Genomic DNA, 22,915 nt, shown 5'->3' with positions numbered 1-22,915 from the left:
TTTATTTCGCCTTCCGCAAAAGAAAAGGCCCGGTTCTCACCGGGCCTTTTGTTGTGACTGTCGTTTTACTGCACCGCTTATTTGGCTTCGTCAGGCAGGGCGTAAGCGACAATATAGTCGCCCATTTTGGTGCCAAACGAACCGTGACCGCCGGCGGCGATGACAACATACTGTTTGCCATTCACTTCATAGGTCATCGGCGTTGCCTGGCCGCCCGCTGGCAGGCGGGCCTGCCACAGTTTTTCACCGTTGCTCATATTGTAAGCGCGCAGGTAGTTATCGGCGGTGGCGCCAATGAACAGCACGTTACCCGCGGTGGAGATCGGGCCACCCAGCATCGGCATACCAAGGTTAAACGGCAGCTGGACAGGCATCGGGAACGGCAGGCTATCCTGCGGCGTACCGATACGTTTTTTCCACACGACTTCGTTGGTTTTCAGATCCAGCGCGGAGATGTAACCCCAGGCAGGCTGTTTGCACGGCAGACCAAACGGCGACAGGAAGGCGTTGAGGGTCACGCCGAACGGTACGCCATACTGCGGCTGGATGCCGGATTCGGTACCGGAACCTTTCGCATCTTTCGGCGGTTCCATCGGGTTGCCCGGGCCGCGCGGGATCAGTTTGGAGACAAACGGCAGCGCCATCGGGTTGGCAATCGCCACCTGACGGTTCGGGTCGACGGAAATACCGCCCCACTCAAACATCCCCAGGTTACCCGGGAAGACCAGGGTGCCCTGTTCTGACGGCGGAGTGAAGATGCCTTCATAACGCAGCTGATGGAAGATCACGCGGCACACCAGCTGATCGAACATCGTGGCGCCCCACATATCGGCGCCGGTCAGATCTTTCTTCGGACGGAAGCTCAGGTCGGAGAACGGCTGAGTTTTGGCGACGTAATCGCCTTTCGCTGCGCCCTGCGGAACCGGTTTTTCCGGCGCCGGAACCACCAGCTCGCCGTTACGACGATCGAGGACGAAGATATTCCCGGTTTTCGCCGGCGCGTAGATGACCGGCACGGTTTTACCGTTGACCTCGATATCCGCCAGCGTCGGCTGAGACGGCATATCCATGTCCCACAGATCGTGGTGAACGGTCTGATAGCTCCATGCCAGTTTACCGGTGGTGGCGTTCAGCGCCACGATCGAGCTGGCGTAGCGTTCCTGTTCCGGCGTGCGGTTGCCGCCCCAGATATCCGGAGTGGTCACGCCCATCGGCAGGTACACCAGGTCCAGCTTCGCATCATAGGCCGCCGGCGCCCAGGAGTTAGGCGAGTTCAGCGTGAAGTGATGTTCATCGCCCGGAATGGCGTTAGGATCTTTCGCGCCCGGATCGAACACCCACAGCAGTTTACCGGTGTTGACATCGAAGCCACGAATGACGCCTGACGGCTCGCGGGTAGAGAAGTTATCGGTGACCGCACCGGCGATGATAATGGTGGTGTCGGTAATAATCGGCGGCGATGTCGGTTCATACATCCCCGGCGTGGTAACCGGCATGTTGGTCTGCAGATTGAGAATACCTTTGTTGGCAAAGGATTCGCACAGCTGACCGTTGTCGGCGTTAATGGCGAACAGGCGACCATCGTTGACCGGCAGAATAATCCGGCGCGGGCAGTTGGCGACAACGTCAGCCGGCGCGTTATCCGCTTTCGCTTCGTGATAAGAGACGCCACGGCAGGTCACGTGCTGGAAGGACGGATCCGCATTCAGCTGCGGATCAAAGTGCCATTTCTCTTTCCCGGTGGCCGCATCAAGCGCGAACAGACGCTGGTGAGCGGTACACAGGTACAGCATGTTGCCGACTTTAATCGGCGTCACTTCGTTGGTGATTTCACCCGGATCGTTCGGCTGCTTCAGGTCGCCGGTACGGAATACCCACGCTTCCTTCAGGTTTTTCACGTTATCGGCGTTGATTTGCTTTAGCGGCGAGTAACGTTGTCCTTCCTGGTTACGGCCGTATGCCGGCCAGTCGCCATCGGCTACGGCAGAAATCGGTGCCGCCGGCGTCGCATCGGCGCTCAGGGTGCCGTTGACTTCCTGCGGATCGTTAAAGCCAGCCCAGGTCAGGATACCGCCGCTGATCAGCAGCGCCACAACCAGCCCGGCTACCGCGCCGCCCGATGGGATCGGCAGGCGTCGCCAGACAAAGGGCAGGATCAGCCAGATGCCGAAGAACACCAGGATATCGCTACGCGGGGTCAGCGCCCAGAAGTCAAAGCCGACTTCCCAGACGCCCCAGATCATGGTGGCGAGCAGCAGTGCGGCGTAGAGCCACAGCGCTGAACGTTTGCCGCGCCACAACATCACGGTGACGCCCAGCATCACCAGGCCTGCGATAGGGTAGTACCAGGAGCCGCCAATCGCGACCAGCCATACCCCGCCAATGAGAAGATACAGGCCGCAGAACGCCGCAAAGAGAGCTGTCAGCGTCACGAGAAGCCGTGATTGTTGAGATTTTGTTTCTGCCATAGAAAGACACTCGGTTGTTTGTTAATTTTTGAAATGCAATTAATTATAGGATTTAACAAGTGTGATCGGAATCACAAAATGGGCTTTATTATTCCCTGCATCGTATATTTCTTTTTACTGGTATACTGGTTAGCTTGCTGGTCAACGTCGGTGCGATGGCAGAGACGTTGATGATTTATATTAAGAATCAAGTGGTTAGTTTAATGAAACATACTGTAGAAGTGATGATCCCGGAAGCCGAGATCAAAGCGCGTATCGCCGAACTGGGTCGTCAAATCAACGAATGCTACAAAGACAGCGGCAGCGAGATGGTGCTGGTCGGGCTGCTGCGCGGCTCATTTATGTTTATGGCCGATCTGTGCCGTGAAGTCCAGGTGCCGCATGAAGTCGATTTTATGACCGCCTCCAGCTACGGCAGCGGCATGTCGACCACCCGCGATGTTAAAATCCTCAAAGACCTGGACGAAGACATCCGCGGTAAAGATGTATTGATTGTGGAAGACATTATCGATTCCGGCAACACGCTGTCGAAAGTGCGCGAGATCCTCAGCCTGCGTGAACCCAAATCACTGGCTATCTGTACGCTGCTGGATAAGCCGAGCCGCCGTGAAGTGAACGTGCCGGTGGAATTTGTCGGCTTTGCGATCCCGGATGAGTTCGTGGTGGGCTACGGTATTGACTACGCTCAGCGCTATCGCCATTTGCCATACGTCGGCAAAGTGGTTCTGCTGGACGAGTAAGGTTGACCTGGCCCCGGAGCAGGCGTCATCTCTGCTGCGGGGCACAGAATGCAGGTGGGTTACTTATGGTTGACGTGCTTGCTCTTGAGGTTGGAAATTCCCTGGCGGTAGCGCTGCTCCAGGGTTTCGCGGCTGACGGCGGTCACATCGAGATCGCGTAACAGACCGTCGTGAATACCATAGGCCCAACCGTGGATCGTCACTTTCTGACCACGCTTCCACGCCGACTGCATAATAGTCGAGTGCCCCAGGTTATAGACCTGCTCCATCACATTCAGCTCACATAAGGTATCAAGCCGACGCTCTTCGGGCATTTCGCCCAGCAGCGAGCTGTGTTTGAACCAGATGTCGCGAATATGCAGCAGCCAGTTGTCGATAAGCCCCAGCTCGGTGTTCTCCACCGCGGCCTGCACGCCGCCGCAGCCATAGTGGCCGCAGATGATGATATGCTCAACTTCCAGCACATCAACGGCATACTGCACCACGGACAGGCAGTTGAGGTCGGTATGGATCACCAGGTTTGCGACGTTGCGATGGACAAACAGTTCGCCGGGCTCAAGGCCGGTTAACCGTTCAGCGGGAACACGGCTGTCAGAACATCCAATCCAGAGAAAGCGGGGTTTCTGCGCTTGTGACAATGTTGCGAAAAAGCCGGGGTCTTCTTCCACCAGCATTTTTGACCATAGTGCATTGTTGCTGATGAGTGTATCTATATCATTCATGGAAGTTCACGGCCTATAACCAGGTAAGTGCGTTGGGCTAATATAGGGTAACCTCACTTTTTTTAAAACAACCCATCGCGTGTCAGACACGAGAAGAGATATTTAATGACCATTGCTCTTGAACTAAAAAAGCTCACCAAGACCTACCCCGGCGGGGTTCAGGCGCTGCGGGGGATCGATCTGCAGGTGCAGGCGGGGGACTTTTATGCGTTGCTTGGCCCGAATGGCGCGGGGAAATCTACCACCATCGGTATTATCAGCTCGCTGGTGAATAAAACCTCCGGCGAGGTCAACGTCTTTGGCTATGACCTGCAAAAGGACGTGGTGAACGCCAAGCGCCAGCTCGGTCTGGTGCCGCAGGAGTTCAACTTTAACCCGTTTGAAACCGTTCAGCAGATCGTCGTTCACCAGGCCGGCTACTACGGCGTGGAGCATAAAGAAGCGCTCCTGCGCAGCGAAAAGTACTTAAAACAGCTCGACCTGTGGGAAAAGCGCAACGAGCGCGCGCGGATGCTCTCCGGCGGGATGAAGCGCCGTCTGATGATTGCCCGGGCGCTGATGCATGAACCAAAACTGCTGATTCTCGATGAGCCGACCGCGGGCGTTGATATCGAGCTTCGCCGCTCAATGTGGGGGTTTCTCAAGGATCTGAACGATAAAGGCACCACCATCATTCTGACCACCCACTATCTGGAAGAGGCGGAAATGCTGTGCCGCAACATCGGGATTATTCAGCGCGGGGAGCTGGTGGAAAACACCTCGATGAAAGCGCTGCTCTCCAAGCTGAAATCAGAAACCTTTATCCTCGATCTGGCGCCGAAAAGCCCGCTGCCGACGCTGGAGGGCTACCAGTATCGTCTGGTGGATACCTCCACGCTGGAAGTGGAAGTGCTGCGCGAGCAGGGGATTAACAGCGTCTTCGCGCAGCTGAGCGCCCAGGGCGTTCAGGTTTTAAGTATGCGTAACAAAGCCAACCGTCTGGAAGAGCTGTTTGTCACGCTGGTGCATGACAAGAAAGGAGAATCAGCATGATGCAGCTTTACTGGGTCGCGCTGAAAAGCATCTGGACCAAAGAAATTCATCGCTTTATGCGCATCTGGATCCAGACGCTGGTACCGCCGGTGATCACCATGACCCTCTACTTTGTCATTTTTGGCAATTTGATCGGCTCGCGGATCGGGGAAATGCATGGCTTTACCTATATGCAGTTTATCGTGCCGGGTTTGATTATGATGGCGGTGATTACCAACGCCTATGCCAACGTGGCCTCCTCTTTCTTCAGCGCGAAATTCCAGCGCAACATTGAAGAGCTGCTGGTCGCCCCGGTGCCGACCCATGTCGTCATCGCCGGCTATGTCGGCGGCGGGGTGGCGCGTGGGCTGTGCGTGGGGATTCTGGTCACCGCGATCTCGCTGTTCTTCGTCCCGTTCCAGGTACACTCCTGGCTGTTCGTCGGGCTGACGCTGGTGCTGACCGCCGTGCTCTTTTCGCTGGCGGGCCTGCTGAACGCGGTATTTGCCAAAACCTTTGACGATATCAGCCTGATCCCGACCTTCGTGCTGACGCCGCTGACCTACCTCGGCGGGGTATTTTACTCCCTGACTCTGCTGCCGCCGTTCTGGCAGGCGCTGTCGCACCTGAACCCGATCGTCTACATGATCAGCGGCTTCCGCTACGGTTTCCTCGGTATCAATGATGTTCCGCTGATCACGACTTTCGGCGTGCTGGTGGTGTTTATCGTCGCCTTCTACATTTTGTGCTGGTACCTGATCCAGCGTGGCCGCGGTCTGCGCAGCTAAGCAGGCGATGGCGCTTCGCGGGCGGTTGACGCGAAGCGCTATCCGCTAATCTTGACTGCCATCACCCCTCTGCGATATCCCCTTTGTTACAGTATCCTCCTGCTAAGGAGGCTGGCGATGTTAGGTTGGGTGATTACCTGTCATGACGAAACGGCGCAGGAGCTGCTGGATAGTCTGGAAAAAAAGTTTGGTCCGCTGGAACAATGCCGGGCGGTTAATTACTGGCGCAATATGAGCAGTAACATGCTGAGCCGGATGATGTGCGACGCCCTGCACGCCGCGGACAGCGGCGACGGCGTCATTTTTCTGACGGATAAAACCGGCGCGGCGCCGTATCGCGTGGCGGCGCTGATGAGCCATAAGCATACCCACTGCGAAGTGATCTCCGGGATCAGCTATGGCTTGCTGGAGCAGATGTATCTGCTGCGCCACACCCTGAGCAGCGCCGCGTTCCGCGAAACGATCGTCAGCGCCGGCGGCCCGGTGGTCAGCAGCCTCTGGCACCAGCAGCAAAAAAATCCGCCTTTCCGCCTGCGGCATGACGCGTTTGGCAATTAAGCATTGGTATTGATGCCGCTTTTGTTACAATGGCGGCTGTTTTCCCTACCGGTCCGACGTGCATGTTTGCCCGAATTGTTGCTCTGTTCCTGCTGCTGACGTCAGTCGGCGTCTCCGCCAGCCTGTTAAGCCAGCAGGGTCTTCCCGCCCGCTATATGCAGACTACCGAAGATGCGGTGATTTGGGCGCAGGTGGGAAATGAGGTGATGAGCGTCGGTAACGTGCGGGCCGGGCAAATTATCGCCGTGGTGCCGACGCCCGCGGATTATTATGAATTCAGCTTCGGTTTCGGCACCGGCTTTATCGACAAGGGGCATCTTGAACCGGTCCAGGGCAAGCAGCGGGTTGAGGACAACCTTGGCGATTTGCATAAGCCGCTGAGTAACCAGAATTTGCTCACCTGGAAAGATACGCCGGTCTATGATGCGCCATCCGCCGGGAGTGCGCCATTTGGCACGCTGGCGAATAATTTACGTTATCCGATTATCAGCAAGCTGAAAGACCGTCTCAACCAGACCTGGTTTCAAATTCGCATCGGTAACCGTCTGGCGTGGATCAGCAGCCTTGACGCCCAGGAAGACCACGGTATCCCGGTGCTGACCTACCACCATATTCTGCGTGACGAAGAGAACACCCGCTTTCGCCATACCTCCACCACGACTTCGGTACGCGCCTTCAGCAACCAAATGACCTGGCTGCGCGATCGGGGTTACACCACGCTGAATATGTACCAGCTGGAAGGTTACCTGCGCAATAAAATCAACCTGCCGGCCCGCTCGGTGGTGATTACCTTCGACGATGGCCTGAAGTCGGTCAACCGCTACGCCTGGCCGCTACTCAAGCAGTATGGCTTTCACGCCACGGCGTTTATTATCTCGTCGCGTATCAAGCGCCATCCGCAGAAGTGGGACCCGAAATCGCTGCAGTTTATGAGCATTTCCGAGTTAAAGCAGATTCAGGAGGTCTTTGACGTCCAGTCCCATACGCACTTTCTGCATCGGGTCGACGGCATGCGTCATCCGATTCTGTTGAGCCGCAGTTACCATAATATCCTGTTTGATTTTGAGCATTCGCGCCGCGCGCTGTCGCAGTTCAATCCGCACGTGCTCTATCTCTCCTATCCTTTTGGCGGTTACAACGCGACGGCGGTTAAAGCGGCGAACGACGCTGGTTTTCATATGGCGGTGACCACGGTGAGAGGCAAGGTGAAACCGGGGGATAATCCGTTTTTACTGAAAAGGCTCTATATTCTGCGGACGGATTCGCTGGAGACAATGTCGCGGCTGATCAGCAACCAGCCACAGGGATAAACGGTGCCCCGACTGAGCGGCGCACCGTCAGCTATCAGGCGACCTGGACCGGAATGGCTTTTGCCTGGCGCTTCATTTCGTTATCGCCTTCAAAATAGGCAACTTTTGGCTGCCAGCGGCGCGCTTCTTCATCAGGCATGGTGACGAAGCTGGCGATAATCAGAATGTCGCCGACGCTCGCGCAGTGCGCGGCCGCGCCGTTCACCGAAATGATGCGGGAACCGCGCTCTGCGGCAATGGCATAGGTGGAGAAGCGGTTACCGTTGGTCACGTTCCAGATGTGAATGGCCTCATTTTCCAGAATGCCGGACGCATCGAGGAAATCCTGGTCAATGGCGCAGGAGCCTTCATAGTGCAGGTCGGCCTGCGTGACTTTAACGCGGTGGAGTTTGCCCTGCAGCATATTACGAATCATGATGTCTACCTTTATTCCCGCCGTACTCCAGGCTGCACGTCTGTTGACGGCTGAGAGAACCGGCTCATCCCTGCGCCTCGCCCTGAGGGACGGTGGTGATTCTCCAGCTTACCGTCTTCCGGCAACCCGGTCTGGCCCGGGTATATACCTTAACGATACGAAGCGGACGTGGTATCCGCTTTGCGTAAATGCCTGGCAATAGTGCCAGATTTTTAACCTTTGTCTACCGGCTCAGCTCGACGATTTGGTTATCGATCAAACGCGCCTGGCCCAGCCATGCCGCCATCAGAATTACCGCCCGTTGACTGCTTTCCGTGAGTTCCAGCAGCGTATCGGCATCACGGATCTGGATATCATCCGCGCGGAAGCCTTTCTCATTCAGCTCCTGCCCGGCGAGGGTAATGATCTCCTCCAGGTTACGTTCACCTGCGCTCAGCTTCGCGGCCGCGGCGCTCAGTACCTTGTGCAGGCCTGGCGCGATTTTACGCTGGTCCGCGGTGAGGTAGCCGTTGCGTGAGCTGAGGGCTAAACCGTCTTTGGCGCGGATAATCGGCACGCCGACGATCTCGATGTCATAGCCCATGTCGGCGACCATCTTGCGGATCAGCGCCAGCTGCTGGAAATCCTTCTCGCCAAAGCAGGCGACGTCCGGCTGGACCAGGTTAAACAGCTTGCTGACGATGGTCGACACGCCGCGGAAGTGGCCCGGGCGGCTGGCGCCTTCCAGCATGGTCGACAGGCCCGGCACCTCGACATAGGTCTGGCCTTCGGTACCGTGCGGATAGATTTCAGCCGACGCCGGGGCGAAAACAAAGTCCACCTTACGTTTGTTCAGCTTTTCGCAATCATCCTGCAGCGTACGCGGATAGCGTGACAGATCGTCGGGGCGGTCAAACTGCATCGGGTTGACGAAAATAGTGACCACCACGACATCTGCGCTGGCTTTGGCTTCGTCCACCAGCTTCATATGACCGTCGTGCAGGTTGCCCATGGTGGGCACCAGCGCGATACGCTTGCCTTCCTGACGTAAGCGACGGATATGCTGGCGCAGCAGCGGCAGGGATTCAATAATCAGCACAACAAGACTCCTTAATGGAAACTGTGTTCTTCGCCCGGATAAACGCCGGACTCGACGTCGGCAATATACTGCCGCACTGCGGCGCGCATGTCGCCCGCTTCAGCAAGGAAATTTTTGGCAAATTTAGGGATATGGCCGCCGGTGATCCCGAACGCGTCATGCATCACGAGGATCTGACCATCCGTGACGTTGCCCGCGCCGATGCCGATTACCGGAATGGTTAACGCCTCGGTGATACGTTGAGCCAGCGCCACCGGAACGCACTCCAGTACCAGCAGCTGTGCGCCCGCCGCTTCTAACGCCAGCGCGTCTTCAAACAGCGCCTGCGCCGCGTCGCCGCGCCCCTGAACTTTGTAACCACCGAAAATATTCACCGACTGCGGCGTTAAGCCGAGGTGACCACAAACCGGTACCGCACGCTCTGCCAGCATTTTCACCGTATCCGCAAGCCAGGCGCCGCCTTCGATTTTGACCATGTTGGCGCCGGCGCGCATCACTACGGCGGCATTGGCAAAGGTCTGCTCCGGCGTGGCGTAAGCCATAAACGGCAGGTCGGCGAGCAGCAGACAGTTAGGCGCCCCGCGACGTACCGCCTGGGTGTGATAGGCGATATCGTCTACGGTCACCGGGAGGGTCGAGTCGTGCCCCTGTACCGTCATCCCCAGCGAGTCGCCTACCAGCATCACGTTGATGCCTTCATCGGCAAACAGCTTCGCAAAGCTGAAGTCATAGGCGGTGATCGTGGCGAAGCGCTTCTTCTCCTGTTTGCATTTCTGCAGCACAGCGATAGTAGTCGGTTTCATAACGTTTCCTGATGATGAAAGTCATATTAACCGGCATTCTAACAGCAGCATTCAGAGGGGCAATGGTTTTAGGCAACCGATTAGCGCGATCGCCGTAAAGGGTAAAAAAGGTGAGGGGAGACTACCAGATAGCCGGCCGGTCGGCGGCGAGATTTGTCAGCACCGTGCGTAATGCGATGCCGTCAGGGAAGTGCAGCTCAGGGGCGATCTCAAACAGCGGCCACAGCATAAAACCGCGGTTTTTCATATCATAATGGGGGACCGTCAGGCGTGCGGTGTGAATGACGGCGTCGCCAAATAACATGATATCGAGGTCCAGCGTACGGGGGCCCCAGCGTTCGGCTTTGCGTTCGCGGCCCTGCTGCAGCTCGATGCGCTGGGTATGATCCAGCAGGGCTTCCGCCTGCAGATGGGTGTCCAGCGCGACGGCGGCGTTGAGGTAATCAGGTTGATCCTGCGGCCCCAGCGGCGGGGTGCGATAAAACGAGGAGACGGCGACGATCCGGCTCTCCGGGATCTCCGCCAGCGCCGCAACGGCAGCATTCACCTGATCGAGAGGCGAGGCCAGATTGCTGCCGATAGCGATATAGACGCGGGTCATGCGCTGCCCTGGCGCGGTGCGCGCTTACGCGGACGACGATGGCGACGGCGCGGCGCCGGTTCTTCATCCAGCCCGTTAAGCATCTCTTTTTGATCTGGCGGCGCGGCAACCTGGAACTCGCCCCACCATTTGGTCAGACGCTGCAGCTCGCCATTTTTTTCGGCGCCGGCGCGCAGTTCAAGCAGATCGTAGGCGGCGCGGAATTTCGGGTGCTCCATCAGCTTCCAGGCACGTTTGCCCTGGCGACGGGACATGCGCAGCTGCAGCTGCCAGATATCGCGCACCAGGGTGGTGATGCGTTTCGGAATCGCCAGCGTACGGCAGGCTTCATCCAGGACGTCATTCATCGCCAGCGCGAAGGCGTCGTTGTACGCCAGGCCGCTCTCCTGAGTGATTTTCTGCGCCATTTCCAGCAGTGGGTACCAGAACATCACCGCGAACAGGAACGCCGGGTTAACGCGCATGTCGTTATGGATGCGGTTATCGGTATTCTTCAGCACCTGGCTAATGATGTGCTCCATCGGGCTATCGCCGCGCTCGGTAAAGTAGCGGGTGATGGTCGGGAACAGCGGCTGGAACAGGTTATATTCACGCAGCAGCATGTAGGTGTCATACCCGTTGCCCGCCTGCAGCAGCTTCAGCACTTCTTCGAACAGGCGCGCCGGCGGCACGTCGTGGAGCAGCGCCGCGAGACGTGGAATCGGCTCGGCGGATTCCGTACTGATGTTCATATTGAGCTTGGCGGCGAAGCGCACCGCGCGCAGCATGCGTACCGGATCTTCGCGATAGCGGGTTTCCGGATCGCCAATCAGACGGATAACGCCGTCCTGCAGATCTTTCATGCCGCCGACGTAGTCGCGTACGGTAAAGTCGGCCACGCTGTAATACAGGCTGTTGATGGTGAAGTCACGGCGCTGGGCATCTTCTTCGATCGAACCGAAGATGTTGTCGCGCAGCAGCATACCGTTCTGGCCGCGCTGCGAGGTTACACGATCGGTGGTGTGCCCCTCGTGGTGACCGCGAAAGGTGGCGACTTCGATAATTTCCGGCCCGAACATCACGTGCGCCAGGCGGAAACGACGGCCCACCAGCCGGCAGTTGCGGAACAGTTTTCGTACCTGGTCCGGCGTCGCGCTGGTGGTGACGTCAAAATCTTTGGGCTTTTTGCCAAGCAGCAGGTCACGTACGCCACCGCCGACGAGATAGGCTTCATAGCCCGCCTTGTTCAGTCGATAGAGCACCTTGAGGGCATTATCACTGATATCTTTGCGGGAAATTGCATGCTGTTCACGCGGGATAACCGTCATATGCGTTTGTTCAACGGCGGCTTCTGCCTCGCGCTCCTCACGGCTTAGCACCTTACGGCAAAAATTAGCGACTCGGGTAAAAATGTTGCACCTCGTAGTGTCAGACGGACTTCAGGACAAAAAATAGCGGCTAATCATAGCTCAGCGAGAGTCATTTGAGAATGCTGGATTTTTTCCGGTTTCCAGTTCGCTACCGCATTGCTGAGTAAATCTGCAATACTCAGCGCGCGCCATTCCTGCTCAATATCCTGATTCAGAAACATTAACGCCCGCATAATTTCGGGCCGCGGATCGCCTTCCGGCAGCGCCGGGGCGTGGTTTTGTTTGGAGAGTTTATTCCCCTGGGCATTGAGCGCCAACGGCAGATGGACGTAGTCCGGGGCCTGCCAGCCGAAATGGTGATACAGCGAAATCTGCCGCACCGTGGGCTCGATAAGATCGGCACCGCGCACGATTTCAGTCACCCCTTGAAAGTAATCGTCCACCACCACCGCAAGATTATAGGCGAACAGGCCGTCGCGACGATGGATGATGAAATCTTCACGCGCCAGCGGTTCATCGGCGACGAGCGTGCCGCGCAGCTGGTCATAAAATGCGAGTACCGGCCGCGTCTGGCGTAAGCGCAGGGCCGCGTTGTCCGCAGGCAGCTGCAAATCGCGGCAGTGGCCATCATAAACTCCGCCGACGGCATGAATACGCGCCCGGGTGCAGGTGCAGTAATAGCAAAGCCCCTGCTGATGGAGCCAGGCAAGCCGCTCGCGGTAGGCTTCATGACGCTGCGACTGCCACAGTACTTCGCCGTCCCAGTGCAGACCGTAGTGTTCTAACTGGCGCAGAATGGTGCTGGCGGCGCCGGGGACCTCACGCGGCGGATCGATATCTTCAATACGTACGCGCCAGATACCGTTGCGCGCACGGGCCTGCAGGTAGCTGCCGAGCGCGGCAATCAGAGAGCCGAAGTGGAGTTCGCCGGAAGGTGAGGGGGCAAAGCGGCCGATATAGTGTGAGTCATTCATGAGTGACGAATAAAACATGGAGGCGGGAGAAACTCCCGCCGGAGATACGATAGCGAAGCGGATTAGCCTGCCATCTGTTTTTCGCGAATTTCCGCCAGCGTTTTGCAGTCGATGCACAGGTCAGCGGTCGGACGCGCTTCCAGACGGCGAATGCCAATCTCAACGCCACAGGATTCGCAGAAGCCGAAATCTTCGTCTTCGACTTTCTTCAGCGTCTTCTCGATCTTTTTGATCAGTTTACGTTCGCGGTCGCGGTTACGCAGTTCCAGGCTGAACTCTTCTTCCTGAGCGGCACGGTCTACCGGATCCGGGAAGTTAGCTGCTTCATCCTGCATATGCGATACGGTGCGATCCACTTCATCCCTGAGTTGATTACGCCATGCCTCAAGAATACGCTTGAAGTGCGCCAGCTGGGCTTCGTTCATATACTCTTCGCCCGGCTTCTCTTGATACGGCTCCACCCCAGCGATGGCGAGAATACTCAGGGACGATGTTTTACGGTTTTGCCCTTCTTGCATGTTGCTTCTCCTTAACACGCACTATCGATCCCCATGTTGGGGGAAAAATCAGGCCGCTATAAATAGCAGATGCTTTTCCGGATAGCAATTATCTAAACGTTACACTTGACAACCCTGTGAAGAAAAGCGTATTTGCGCTCGCGACCCGGACATAATTTAGCCGTTTATTTACCGGGGGTTAACACCACGGTAATCGGCTTATTCAGAGTCATCATTTCGGTAGAAAGTTCCGCTTTGTACGCGAGAATTTCTACCCCCCTGGCTTGCGCCTCGATCAACAACTGTGCGTATCTGGCATCAATATGATGCGCGGGTGAGAAACGATCGATCGCCGAATGGAGCACGGCGAACAGAATGACGGCCCGGTCGCCTGCCGCCGCGACGCTCATCAGCTCCCGCAGGTGCTTCTGACCGCGTTCGGTAACGGCATCGGGGAAATAACCGCTGTTACTTTCCGCCAACGTAACCGATTTCACTTCAATATAGCAGTTTTGTCGATCTTCTGCCTGTAACATAATATCGATACGGCTGTTCTCATCACCATATTTCACCTCACTTTTCAGCGTGTTATAGCCAGAAAGTTCGGGGATATTCCCGGCCAGAACCGCTTCTTTCGCCAGAGTATTGGCGCGTAAAGTATTAACACAGATTATCGCCCCCTGCTGGGTTTCAGTTAATTCCCAGGTGTGAGCGTATTTGCGTTTGGCATTATCCGAGGTGGAATACCAGACCGTATCGCCGGGGGCGGCGCAGCCGGTCATCGCCCCGGTATTTGGGCAATGCAGGGTGAGTTCCCGGCCATCGGGGGTCACCACGTCCGCCAGAAACCGTTTGTAACGTTTAATTAAAAGGGCGGGCTGTAACGGAGGATTGAACTGCATCAGCTTTCCTTGTTGAAGGGATAACGTTCCAGAGCGGTATAGCGGGTGCGTCCGCGGGCAAAACTGGACTCATAAAGTACAAACTCATTGACGGCAAACCGCCACTGAAATCCCGGCGGCGGAATGGGCACCGCGTGGCGGGCGTCGCGCAGCAGAGTAATATGCGGATGGAACGGCTGCGGGCTCTGATAGCAGCCGCTACGGGCCGCCTGGGCGCGCAGCATGTTAGCCAGCTGCAGCAGGCCGCGCGGCGGCTGCCGCGTGCCGAGCCACACTACCCGCGAACGCAGCCACTGCCCGGCATCGTCAAGGGTCAGCGTGAAGCCGGGCTGCTGGATCCGCCCGGCGAGGGCCGTCAGCGCGCGCTGCTTCTCCGCGCTGACCTCGCCGAGAAACGCCAGCGTCAGGTGCAGGTTATCGGCGGCCACCGGCCGTCCGGCATCATCCGGGAAGTGCGCGGCACGCCAGTGGACGATTTGCCGTTGCGCTTCTGCGGGCAGTTCAAGGGCGAAAAACAGCCTTTTCGGCTCGGGCATGATAGAGACTCGGTAATGAATTATCAGGATGCTACAATGCTTGCCCTCAAATGTTAACCTCCGGAGCCTTTCGTGTCGTCATTGCCGGTTGCTGCCGTCCTCCCTGAACTTCTCTCTGCCCTGCAGCAGGCGCCGCAGGTGTTGCTTACTGCGCCGACCGGCGCCGGTAAATCGACCTGGCTACCGCTGCAGATCCTTGCCTCCGGTCATATCGACGGGCGGATTATCCTGCTGGAGCCGCGACGGCTGGCGGCGCGTAACGTGGCGCAGCGGCTGGCGGAGCTGCTGGATGAGAAGCCGGGCGGTACCGTCGGCTACCGGATGCGCGCCGAAACCTGCGTCGGGCCGGACACGCGGCTGGAGGTCGTCACCGAAGGGATCCTGACGCGGATGATCCAGCGCGATCCCGAGCTAAGCGGCGTCGGACTGGTGATCCTCGATGAATTCCACGAGCGTAGCCTACAGGCGGATCTGGCGCTGGCGCTGCTGCTCGATGTCCAGCAGGGGCTGCGTGAGGATCTGAAGCTGCTGATTATGTCGGCGACGCTGGACAACGATCGCCTGCAGCAGTTGCTGCCGCAGGCGCCGACGATCGTCTCCGCCGGGCGGGCGTTCCCGGTGGAAAAACGTTTTCAGGCGCTGGCGGCCCATCAGCGTTTTGATGAAGCGGTGGCGATTGCCGCCGCGGAGCTGCTGCGTCAGGAGCGCGGTTCGCTGTTGCTGTTCCTCCCCGGAGTGGGGGAGATTCAGCGGGTACAGGCGCAGCTGGCCGAACGGGTCGCGGAAGATGTGGTGCTCTGCCCGCTGTACGGAGCGCTGTCGCTGAGCGAACAACGTAAAGCGATTCTCCCAGCTGCTGAAGGCAAGCGCAAAGTGGTGCTGGCGACCAACATCGCCGAGACCAGCTTAACCATCGAGGGCATTCGGCTGGTGGTCGATAGCGCTCAGGAGCGGGTGGCCCGCTTCGACGCCCGCACCGGCTTAACCCGGCTGATCTCCCAGCGCATTAGCCAGGCCTCAATGACCCAGCGCGCCGGCCGCGCCGGGCGTCTGGAGCCGGGGATCTGCCTGCACTTGATCGCTAAAGAACAGGCGGAGCGCGCGGCGGTGCAGAGCGATGCGGAAATTCTGCACAGCGATCTGTCGGCGCTGCTGCTGGAGCTTTTACAGTGGGGTTGCCCCGATCCGGCGCAGCTGAGCTGGCTGGATCTGCCCCCGGCGGTAAATCTGGCGGCGGCGCGTCGCTTACTGACCGCTCTGTCGGCGCTGGAGGGGGACAGGCTATCGGCGCACGGGCGCAAAATGGCGACCCTGGGTAACGATCCGCGTCTGGCATCGATGCTGGCGGCGGCGACGGATCCTGACGATGCGGCTACCGCGGCGAAGCTGGCGGCGATCCTTGAAGAACCTCCGCGCGGCGGCGGCAGCGATCTCGGCACGGCGTTTGCGCGCCAGCAGCCAAACTGGCAGCAGCGGGCGCAGCAGCTGGTCAAACGGCTGGCCAGCCGCGGCGGCCAGCCTGACGCACGACGTCTGGCCGTGCTGCTGGCCCCGGCGTTTGCCGACCGGATTGCCCGCCGCCGGGGTCAGGAAGGGCGCTATCAGCTCGCCAACGGCATGGGGGCGATGCTCGACGCCGACGATGCGCTGGGGCGTCACGAATGGCTGATTGCGCCTCTCCTCCTGCAGGGCAGCGCATCGCCGGATGCACGTATTTTACTCGCGCTGCCGCTGGATACTGGCGAGCTGATCGCGCACTGCCCCGGGCTGGTCCGGCGGTCTGATACCATCGAGTGGGATGAGGCGCAGGGTACGCTGAAGGCCTGGCGACGGACCTGTATCGGCCAGCTGGTGCTGAAAACTCAGCCGCTGGCGAAACCATCGGAAGAGGAGCTGCATCAGGCGATGCTCAACGGCATTCGCGATCAAGGGCTGGGCGTGCTCAACTGGACGCCGGAGGCCGAGCAGCTGCGTCTGCGCCTGCACTGCGCCGCGCAGTGGCTGGCGGAGGAGGCGTGGCCCGCCGTGGATGATGCCTCGCTGCTGGCATCGCTCGAAGCGTGGCTGCTGCCGCAAATGAGCGGGGTTCATTCGCTGCGCGCGCTGAAAGCGCTGGACGTTCGTCAGGCATTATCCAACTGGCTGCCGTGGGCGCTGCGCCAGAAGCTGGAAAGCGAACTGCCGACGCACTATACCGTGCCGACCGGGAGCCGGATTGCGATTCGCTATCATCAAGAAAATCCGCCCGCGCTGGCGGTGCGTATGCAGGAGATGTTTGGCGAAGCCGCCACCCCAACGATAGCCCAGGGGCGGGTCGCGCTGGTGCTGGAGCTGCTGTCGCCCGCCCAGCGCCCGCTGCAAATCACCCGTGACCTTAGCGCTTTCTGGCAGGGGGCCTATCGTGAAGTGCAAAAAGAGATGAAGGGGCGTTACCCCAGGCACGTCTGGCCGGACGATCCGGCTAACGCCGCGCCGACCCGGCGCACCAAAAAATACTCGTAGGCCGTCGCGACCCCGGATTGCGGCGCCTTATCCGGGCGACCAGCTTCGCCGGATGGGCGATTGTCGCAGGCGTAGCATCGCGCAAGCCGGGGTTACAGAGCCTGGTTCCACAGAAATAGCCCGCCGCCCGCGGCGTAATTCATATTTGTCTCTCTTTTGTACCGATATTCCATGCTGTGCAATTGCCCGAAATATTTCTGGTCACCGGCAGAATATAATATTCACCAGGCGCCGATGTTGTCAGCATTTCGCCGCAAAACGGTAGCTGACATCCCTGATCCGCAGGGGTAGGGATGGGAATATCCGCATGTTATTAAAAAACATAATATTTTCCCTTTTGTTACGTTATGAGGGAGTAAAATGCTGGTTAAGCCTGTCCCGGTTTAGTGCTATCCTGTGTCGCCTGGACTATTCGTGCTATGTCCCAAAATTTTCCTCAGGCGCAGCGTGCAATATAATGATTTATCCTGTTCATTTTCAAATGAAAACATAGAGATATATCGTGATCGCGCCGTGAGACGAAGACCGCGCGCAGCGCGGTGGTCGTGAGATGGTCGCCTGCTGGATGAGATCCCGGGCGTGAATTTGAGAGATATCTTCTTCCTCTCGTAAGAGGAAGCATTGAGAATCAGGCTTTTACGCCTGACAGTTGCGGAGAAAAAGCATGGCGGGAGATGACCGCGAGCCTATCGGACGTAAGGGGAAACCCTCGCGTCCGGCGAAACAAAAAGTCACCCGTCGTCGGGTCCGGGATGAGGACTACGACGATGATTACGATGATGATTATGAGGATCAAGAGCCGATGCCGAAGAAAGCGAAAGGCAAAGGTAATAAACCTCGCCGGAAGCGTACCTGGCTGTGGCTGCTGATCAAGATAGGGATTGTCATTGCGGTGCTGGTTGCCGCTTACGGCGTCTATCTCGATCAGAAAATCCGTAGCCGCATTGACGGCAAAGTCTGGGAGCTCCCGGCGGCGGTGTATGGCCGGATGGTCAACCTCGAACCGGATATGCAGATCAGCAAAAACGAAATGGTGCGTCTGCTGAACGCCACGCAGTACCGTCAGGTGAGCGCGATGACGCGTCCGGGCGAGTATACCGTGCAGGCCAACAGCATTGAGATGATTCGCCGTCCGTTTGATTTCCCTGATAGTAAAGAGGGGCAGGTGCGCGCGCGTCTGACCTTCGACGGCGATCATCTGGAAACGATTGAGAATATGGAGAACAACCGTCAGTTCGGCTTCTTCCGTCTCGATCCGCGTCTGATCACCATGCTGCAGTCGGCAAACGGCGAACAGCGCCTGTTCGTTAAACGCAGCGGCTTCCCGGATCTGCTGGTGGATACGCTGCTGGCGACCGAAGACCGCCACTTCTATGAGCATGACGGCATTAGCCTGTACTCGATTGGTCGTGCGGTACTGGCGAACCTGACGGCAGGGCGCACGGTGCAGGGGGCCAGTACCCTGACCCAGCAGCTGGTGAAAAACCTGTTCCTCTCCAGCGAACGTTCTTACTGGCGTAAAGCGAACGAAGCCTATATGGCGCTGATCGTCGATGCTCGTTACAGCAAGGATCGCATCCTTGAGCTGTATATGAACGAGGTATACCTCGGCCAGAGCGGCGATAACGAAATTCGCGGCTTCCCGCTGGCGAGCCTCTATTACTTCGGTCGCCCGGTGGAAGAGCTGAGCCTCGACCAGCAGGCCCTGCTGGTGGGGATGGTGAAAGGCGCCTCGATTTACAACCCGTGGCGTAATCCGAAGCTGGCGCTGGAACGCCGCAATCTGGTCCTGCGCTTGCTGCAGCAGCAGAATGTGATCGACCAGGAGCTGTATGACATGCTGAGCGCGCGTCCGCTGGGCGTGCAGCCGCGTGGCGGAGTGATCTCTCCGCAGCCGGCGTTTATGCAGATGGTACGCCAGGAACTGCAGGCCCGGCTGGGCGACAAGGTGAAAGATCTCTCCGGCGTGAAGATCTTTACCACCTTTGACTCGGTCGCGCAGGAAGCCGCGGAAAAAGCGGCGACCGACGGTATTCCGGCGCTGAAAAAACAGCGTAAGCTGCCGGATCTGGAAACCGCGATGGTGGTGGTTGACCGCTTTACCGGTGAAGTGCGGGCGATGGTCGGCGGAGCGGAGCCGCAGTTTGCCGGCTATAACCGCGCCATGCAGGCCCGTCGTTCCATCGGTTCTCTGGCAAAACCGGCCACCTATCTGACCGCGCTGAGCCTGCCGAATCAGTATCGTCTGAACACCTCGATTGCCGATGCGCCCGTCACCATTCGTCTGTCGAACGGGCAAACCTGGTCTCCGCAGAACGACGATCGCCGCTTCAGCGGCCAGGTGATGCTGGTGGACGCGCTGACACGTTCGATGAACGTGCCGACCGTGAATCTTGGGATGGCGCTGGGCTTACCGGCGGTAACCGATACCTGGGGCAAACTGGGGGCGCCGAAAGATCAGCTGCACCCGGTGCCGGCCATGATCCTCGGGGCGTTGAACCTGACGCCGATTGAAGTCGCGCAGGCGTTCCAGACCATTGCCAGCGGCGGTAACCGCGCAACGCTGTCGGCGCTGCGTTCGGTGATTGCCGAAGATGGTACCGTGCTGTATCAGAGCTATCCGCAGGCAGAGCGTGCGGTACCGGCGCAGGCCGCTTATATGACGCTGTGGACCATGCAGCAGGTTGTGCAGCGCGGTACCGGCCGTCAGCTGGGCGCGAAGTATCCGGGTCTGCATCTGGCAGGGAAAACCGGGACCACCAACAATAACGTCGACACCTGGTTTGCCGGGATCGATGGTAGCCAGGTGACGATTACCTGGGTGGGCCGCGATAACAACCAGCCGACCAGGCTGTACGGCGCCAGCGGCGCGATGTCCATTTATCAGCGCTATCTGGCTAACCAGACGCCGACGCCGCTGGTTCTGACGCCGCCGGAAGACGTGGTGGATATGGGGGTGGACAGCAGCGGTAATTTCGTGTGCAGCGGCGGGATGCGTAGCCTTCCGGTATGGACCACCAACCCGGATGCGCTGTGTCGCCAGGGCGAACTGATGCAACAGCAGCAGCTGGAGCAGCAGCAGCAGAACAACCCGTTCAATCAGTCCGGGCAGCCGCCGCAACAGCAGCAGCCAGCGACACAGCAGCAACAGCCAGCGAAGCAGGAAAAGAGCGATGGCGTAGCGGGCTGGATTAAGGACATGTTCGGCGGTAACTAACCGCAGGCGATATCAAGCCCTCTGATGCGAATGTATCAGGGGGCTTTTTTATTTATGGTTATTAATTAACAGCAACTTAACCCCACAATAACTGACTGGTTATTATTTCATCCTTCGGTATTCGACGCGGGGCATATCGCTTGCCTTGTATTTAACGTTTCGCCTATTATGTCATTCGTCATAATAATAATTCTCGTTTACGTTATCATTCACTTCCATCAGAGATATACCCATGGCGCGTCCAAAAACTGCTCAGCCAAATCACTCACTGCGTAAAATCGCAGTTGTAGTAGCCACAGCGGTTAGCGGCATGTCTGTTTATGCACAGGCAGCAGTTGAACCGAAAAAAGAAGAAACTATTACCGTTGTTGCAGCACCTGCCGACCAGGAAAGTGCCTGGGGGCCGGCACCGACCATTGCGGCAAAACGTTCTGCTACTGCGACAAAAACCGATACTCCGATTGAAAAAACGCCGCAGTCTGTTTCGGTAGTGACTCGTGAAGAGATGGATGCTCGTCAACCGGTGACGGTCAAAGAGGCATTAATCTATACACCAGGTATTTTTGCGAGCCGCGGTAGCTCGAATACCTATGATTCCATCGCCATTCGCGGCTTTACCTCTGTGAATACTAACCAGTATCTGGATGGGATTAAGCTTCAGGGCGATAACTACAGTGAAGTCTCGATGGACCCGTACTTCCTTGAGCGCGTTGAAGTGCTGCGCGGTCCCTCTTCCGTACTGTACGGTAAGAGTAGTCCTGGCGGCATCGTGTCCATGGTCAGTAAACGCCCTACTACCGAACCTCTCAAAGAAATCCAGTTTAAAATGGGTAGCGACAATCTGTTCCAGACGGGATTCGATTTTAGCAATGCACTGGATGATCAGGGCGTCTATTCTTACCGGTTAACCGGAGTGGCGCATAGTCAGGATGCGCAGCAGCAGATGTCGAAAGAGACGCGCTACGGTATTGCGCCATCGTTTTCCTGGCGCCCGGATGATAAAACTAATTTCACCTTCCTGAGCGTTCTGCAAAACGATCCTTACACCGGTTTTTATGGCTGGCTGCCGCGCCAGGGGACCGTCGTGCCTTACTATGATGCTAATGGTAAAGCGCATAAATTGCCGACCAATTTTAATGAAGGCGAAGCAAGTAACAAGCAAGCGCGTAACACCAAAATGGTGGGTTACAGCTTTGAGCACGGCTTTGACGACACATGGACCCTACGTCAGAATCTGCGCTATACCAAAATCAGTACCCATGAAAAAGGGATCTACGGTACGGGTTATACCGCGCCCGGTATCATCAACCGTGCCTATGTGCAGTCAAGAGAAAGACTAAATAACTTTGACGTCGACACGCAGGCACAGGCGAAATTTGCCACGGGCGAGGTCGATCATACTCTGCTGGCCGGCGTGGATTACATGCGGATGAGCAATGACATTGATTCCGATTATGGCGATGCGCAACCGCTGAATATGCGGGACCCACAGTATGGTAACGATAATTCTAACCTTTATTTTGCCTATGATGTTCTGAACCGCCAGAAGCAGACCGGCCTGTATTTACAGGATCAGGTGGAGTGGAATAAGTGGGTACTGACGCTGGGCGGGCGTTACGATTTTGCGAAAACTTCGACGCTAACACGCGCCAGCAATAGCACTGACACAAAAAACGATGAGCAGTTCACCTGGCGTGGCGGGCTTAACTACTTATTCGATAACGGTATCTCTCCTTATTTCAGCTACAGTGAGTCCTTTGAACCCGTTTCTGGTGCAACGAAAGAAGGAACGCCTTTCGATCCATCGATGGGTAAACAGTATGAGGCTGGGGTCAAATATGTGCCGAAAAATCGCCCTATTGTGCTGACGGCGGCGGTCTATCAACTGACCAAAAATAATAACCTTACGGCCAACCCTGACGATGTGAATTTTTCGGTTCAAAGTGGTGAAATTCGTTCACGCGGCATTGAACTGGAAGCAAAAGCCGCACTGAATGCGAACGTTAACGTGACCGCGTCTTATACCTTTACTGATGCAAAATATACCCACGATACGCAACTGCAGGGCTTACGGCCGGTTGAAGTCCCTCGTAATATGGCATCACTGTGGGCGGACTACACCTTCAATGAAACGGCGCTTAGCGGGCTGACTATAGGTTCTGGCGTGCGTTATGTTGGTGCAACGACCAGCCTTTACACGACGGCGGAAAAAAATAATCAGCCGTTCAGTGTTGCCAGCTACACACTGGTTGATGCCATGGTGAAATACGATCTAGCCCGTTTTGGTATGCCTGGTTCATCTCTTGGGATCAACGTCAATAACATATTCGATCGTGAGTATGTCGCTAGCTGCTACCGTGACTATGCCTGCTACTGGGGTAAAGATCGTCAGGTCGTTGCGACCGCAACCTTCCGTTTCTAATCACTTAATGGGCGCGGTTCGC

19 protein-coding genes are annotated in these 22,915 nt (G+C 57.4%); 8 read left to right on the top strand and 11 right to left on the bottom strand.

The annotated features are described in order from the left end of the window. Positions 1-77: 77 nt before the first annotated feature. A complete protein-coding gene (locus EDF73_RS14835) occupies positions 78-2,468 on the bottom strand; it encodes a glucose/quinate/shikimate family membrane-bound PQQ-dependent dehydrogenase (RefSeq protein WP_132729874.1) in 2,391 nt (796 codons plus the stop codon). Between the two features lie 203 nt (positions 2,469-2,671). On the opposite strand from EDF73_RS14835, the gene hpt reads away from it, so the two are divergent. Beyond that, complete coding sequence (hpt, locus tag EDF73_RS14830; protein WP_015585135.1) at positions 2,672-3,208, top strand: hypoxanthine phosphoribosyltransferase; 537 nt, start codon at positions 2,672-2,674, stop codon at positions 3,206-3,208. A 59-nt stretch (positions 3,209-3,267) separates the two neighbouring features. On the opposite strand, the gene can is transcribed toward hpt, so the two are convergent. After that, complete coding sequence (can, locus tag EDF73_RS14825) at positions 3,268-3,930, bottom strand: carbonate dehydratase (protein WP_132729873.1); 663 nt, start codon at positions 3,928-3,930, stop codon at positions 3,268-3,270. Between the two features lie 105 nt (positions 3,931-4,035). On the opposite strand from can, the gene EDF73_RS14820 reads away from it, so the two are divergent. The 4 genes from EDF73_RS14820 (at position 4,036) to EDF73_RS14805 (ending at position 7,597) form a co-directional block, all read left to right on the top strand. Next, positions 4,036-4,962 (top strand): ABC transporter ATP-binding protein, encoded by a 927-nt coding sequence (locus EDF73_RS14820; RefSeq protein ID WP_132729872.1) that lies wholly within the window; start codon positions 4,036-4,038, stop codon positions 4,960-4,962. After that, a complete protein-coding gene (locus EDF73_RS14815; protein ID WP_132729871.1) occupies positions 4,959-5,729 on the top strand; it encodes an ABC transporter permease in 771 nt (256 codons plus the stop codon). Before EDF73_RS14820 ends, EDF73_RS14815 begins: the two co-directional genes overlap by 4 nt. Before the next feature lie 117 nt (positions 5,730-5,846). Continuing rightward, positions 5,847-6,287 (top strand): PTS sugar transporter subunit IIA, encoded by a 441-nt coding sequence (locus EDF73_RS14810; protein ID WP_132729870.1) that lies wholly within the window; start codon positions 5,847-5,849, stop codon positions 6,285-6,287. 62 nt (positions 6,288-6,349) lie between these two features. Further along, positions 6,350-7,597, top strand: coding sequence for a polysaccharide deacetylase family protein (locus tag EDF73_RS14805; protein WP_132729869.1), 1,248 nt, complete (start codon positions 6,350-6,352; stop codon positions 7,595-7,597). 34 nt (positions 7,598-7,631) lie between these two features. Here the strand turns inward: EDF73_RS14805 and panD are convergent, their stop codons facing one another. The 9 genes from panD to thpR all read right to left on the bottom strand — a co-directional run bounded on the left by panD (position 7,632) and on the right by thpR (position 14,752). Continuing rightward, positions 7,632-8,012, bottom strand: coding sequence for an aspartate 1-decarboxylase (gene panD, locus EDF73_RS14800; RefSeq protein ID WP_004858002.1), 381 nt, complete (start codon positions 8,010-8,012; stop codon positions 7,632-7,634). Between the two features lie 223 nt (positions 8,013-8,235). Beyond that, on the bottom strand, positions 8,236-9,090 hold the full coding sequence (gene panC / locus EDF73_RS14795) for a pantoate--beta-alanine ligase (protein ID WP_132729868.1): 855 nt from the start codon (positions 9,088-9,090) through the stop codon (positions 8,236-8,238). A gap of 11 nt (positions 9,091-9,101) precedes the next feature. Next, the gene (gene panB / locus EDF73_RS14790) at positions 9,102-9,893 is read right to left on the bottom strand and encodes a 3-methyl-2-oxobutanoate hydroxymethyltransferase (protein ID WP_132729867.1); all 792 of its coding nucleotides are present in this window, start codon (positions 9,891-9,893) and stop codon (positions 9,102-9,104) included. 121 nt (positions 9,894-10,014) lie between these two features. Next, positions 10,015-10,494: a 2-amino-4-hydroxy-6-hydroxymethyldihydropteridine diphosphokinase gene (gene folK, locus EDF73_RS14785; protein ID WP_132729866.1), complete on the bottom strand. Its 480-nt coding sequence runs from the start codon at positions 10,492-10,494 to the stop codon at positions 10,015-10,017. Then, the gene (gene pcnB / locus EDF73_RS14780) at positions 10,491-11,885 is read right to left on the bottom strand and encodes a polynucleotide adenylyltransferase PcnB (protein WP_132729865.1); all 1,395 of its coding nucleotides are present in this window, start codon (positions 11,883-11,885) and stop codon (positions 10,491-10,493) included. The genes folK and pcnB overlap by 4 nt, the downstream gene beginning before the upstream one ends. Before the next feature lie 50 nt (positions 11,886-11,935). Next, positions 11,936-12,817: a tRNA glutamyl-Q(34) synthetase GluQRS gene (gluQRS, locus tag EDF73_RS14775; RefSeq protein ID WP_132729864.1), complete on the bottom strand. Its 882-nt coding sequence runs from the start codon at positions 12,815-12,817 to the stop codon at positions 11,936-11,938. A gap of 62 nt (positions 12,818-12,879) precedes the next feature. Continuing rightward, positions 12,880-13,335 carry an RNA polymerase-binding protein DksA gene (gene dksA, locus EDF73_RS14770; protein WP_004858018.1) on the bottom strand — a complete coding sequence of 152 codons (456 nt, stop codon included), beginning with the start codon at positions 13,333-13,335 and terminating at the stop codon, positions 12,880-12,882. A gap of 164 nt (positions 13,336-13,499) precedes the next feature. Next, on the bottom strand, positions 13,500-14,216 hold the full coding sequence (gene sfsA, locus EDF73_RS14765) for a DNA/RNA nuclease SfsA (protein ID WP_132729863.1): 717 nt from the start codon (positions 14,214-14,216) through the stop codon (positions 13,500-13,502). Continuing rightward, positions 14,216-14,752 carry an RNA 2',3'-cyclic phosphodiesterase gene (thpR, locus tag EDF73_RS14760; protein ID WP_132729862.1) on the bottom strand — a complete coding sequence of 179 codons (537 nt, stop codon included), beginning with the start codon at positions 14,750-14,752 and terminating at the stop codon, positions 14,216-14,218. The genes sfsA and thpR overlap by 1 nt, the downstream gene beginning before the upstream one ends. Positions 14,753-14,824: 72 nt before the next feature. On the opposite strand from thpR, the gene hrpB reads away from it, so the two are divergent. From hrpB to fhuA, 3 genes are all read left to right on the top strand, one after another. Continuing rightward, positions 14,825-17,254, top strand: a complete 2,430-nt coding sequence (gene hrpB / locus EDF73_RS14755; RefSeq protein WP_132729861.1) for an ATP-dependent helicase HrpB — start codon at positions 14,825-14,827, stop codon at positions 17,252-17,254. Positions 17,255-17,918: 664 nt separating this feature from the next. After that, positions 17,919-20,471 (top strand): bifunctional glycosyl transferase/transpeptidase, encoded by a 2,553-nt coding sequence (gene mrcB, locus EDF73_RS14745; protein ID WP_132729859.1) that lies wholly within the window; start codon positions 17,919-17,921, stop codon positions 20,469-20,471. Between the two features lie 232 nt (positions 20,472-20,703). Then, on the top strand, positions 20,704-22,893 hold the full coding sequence (fhuA, locus tag EDF73_RS14740; protein WP_132729858.1) for a ferrichrome porin FhuA: 2,190 nt from the start codon (positions 20,704-20,706) through the stop codon (positions 22,891-22,893). The last annotated feature ends 22 nt before the right edge of the window (positions 22,894-22,915 follow it).

The organism is Klebsiella sp. BIGb0138 (assembly GCF_004342285.1).
GTDB lineage: Bacteria > Pseudomonadota > Gammaproteobacteria > Enterobacterales > Enterobacteriaceae > Klebsiella.
Note: the sequence above shows the minus strand (reverse complement) of the source record. Positions and strands in the feature narration are given on the sequence as shown.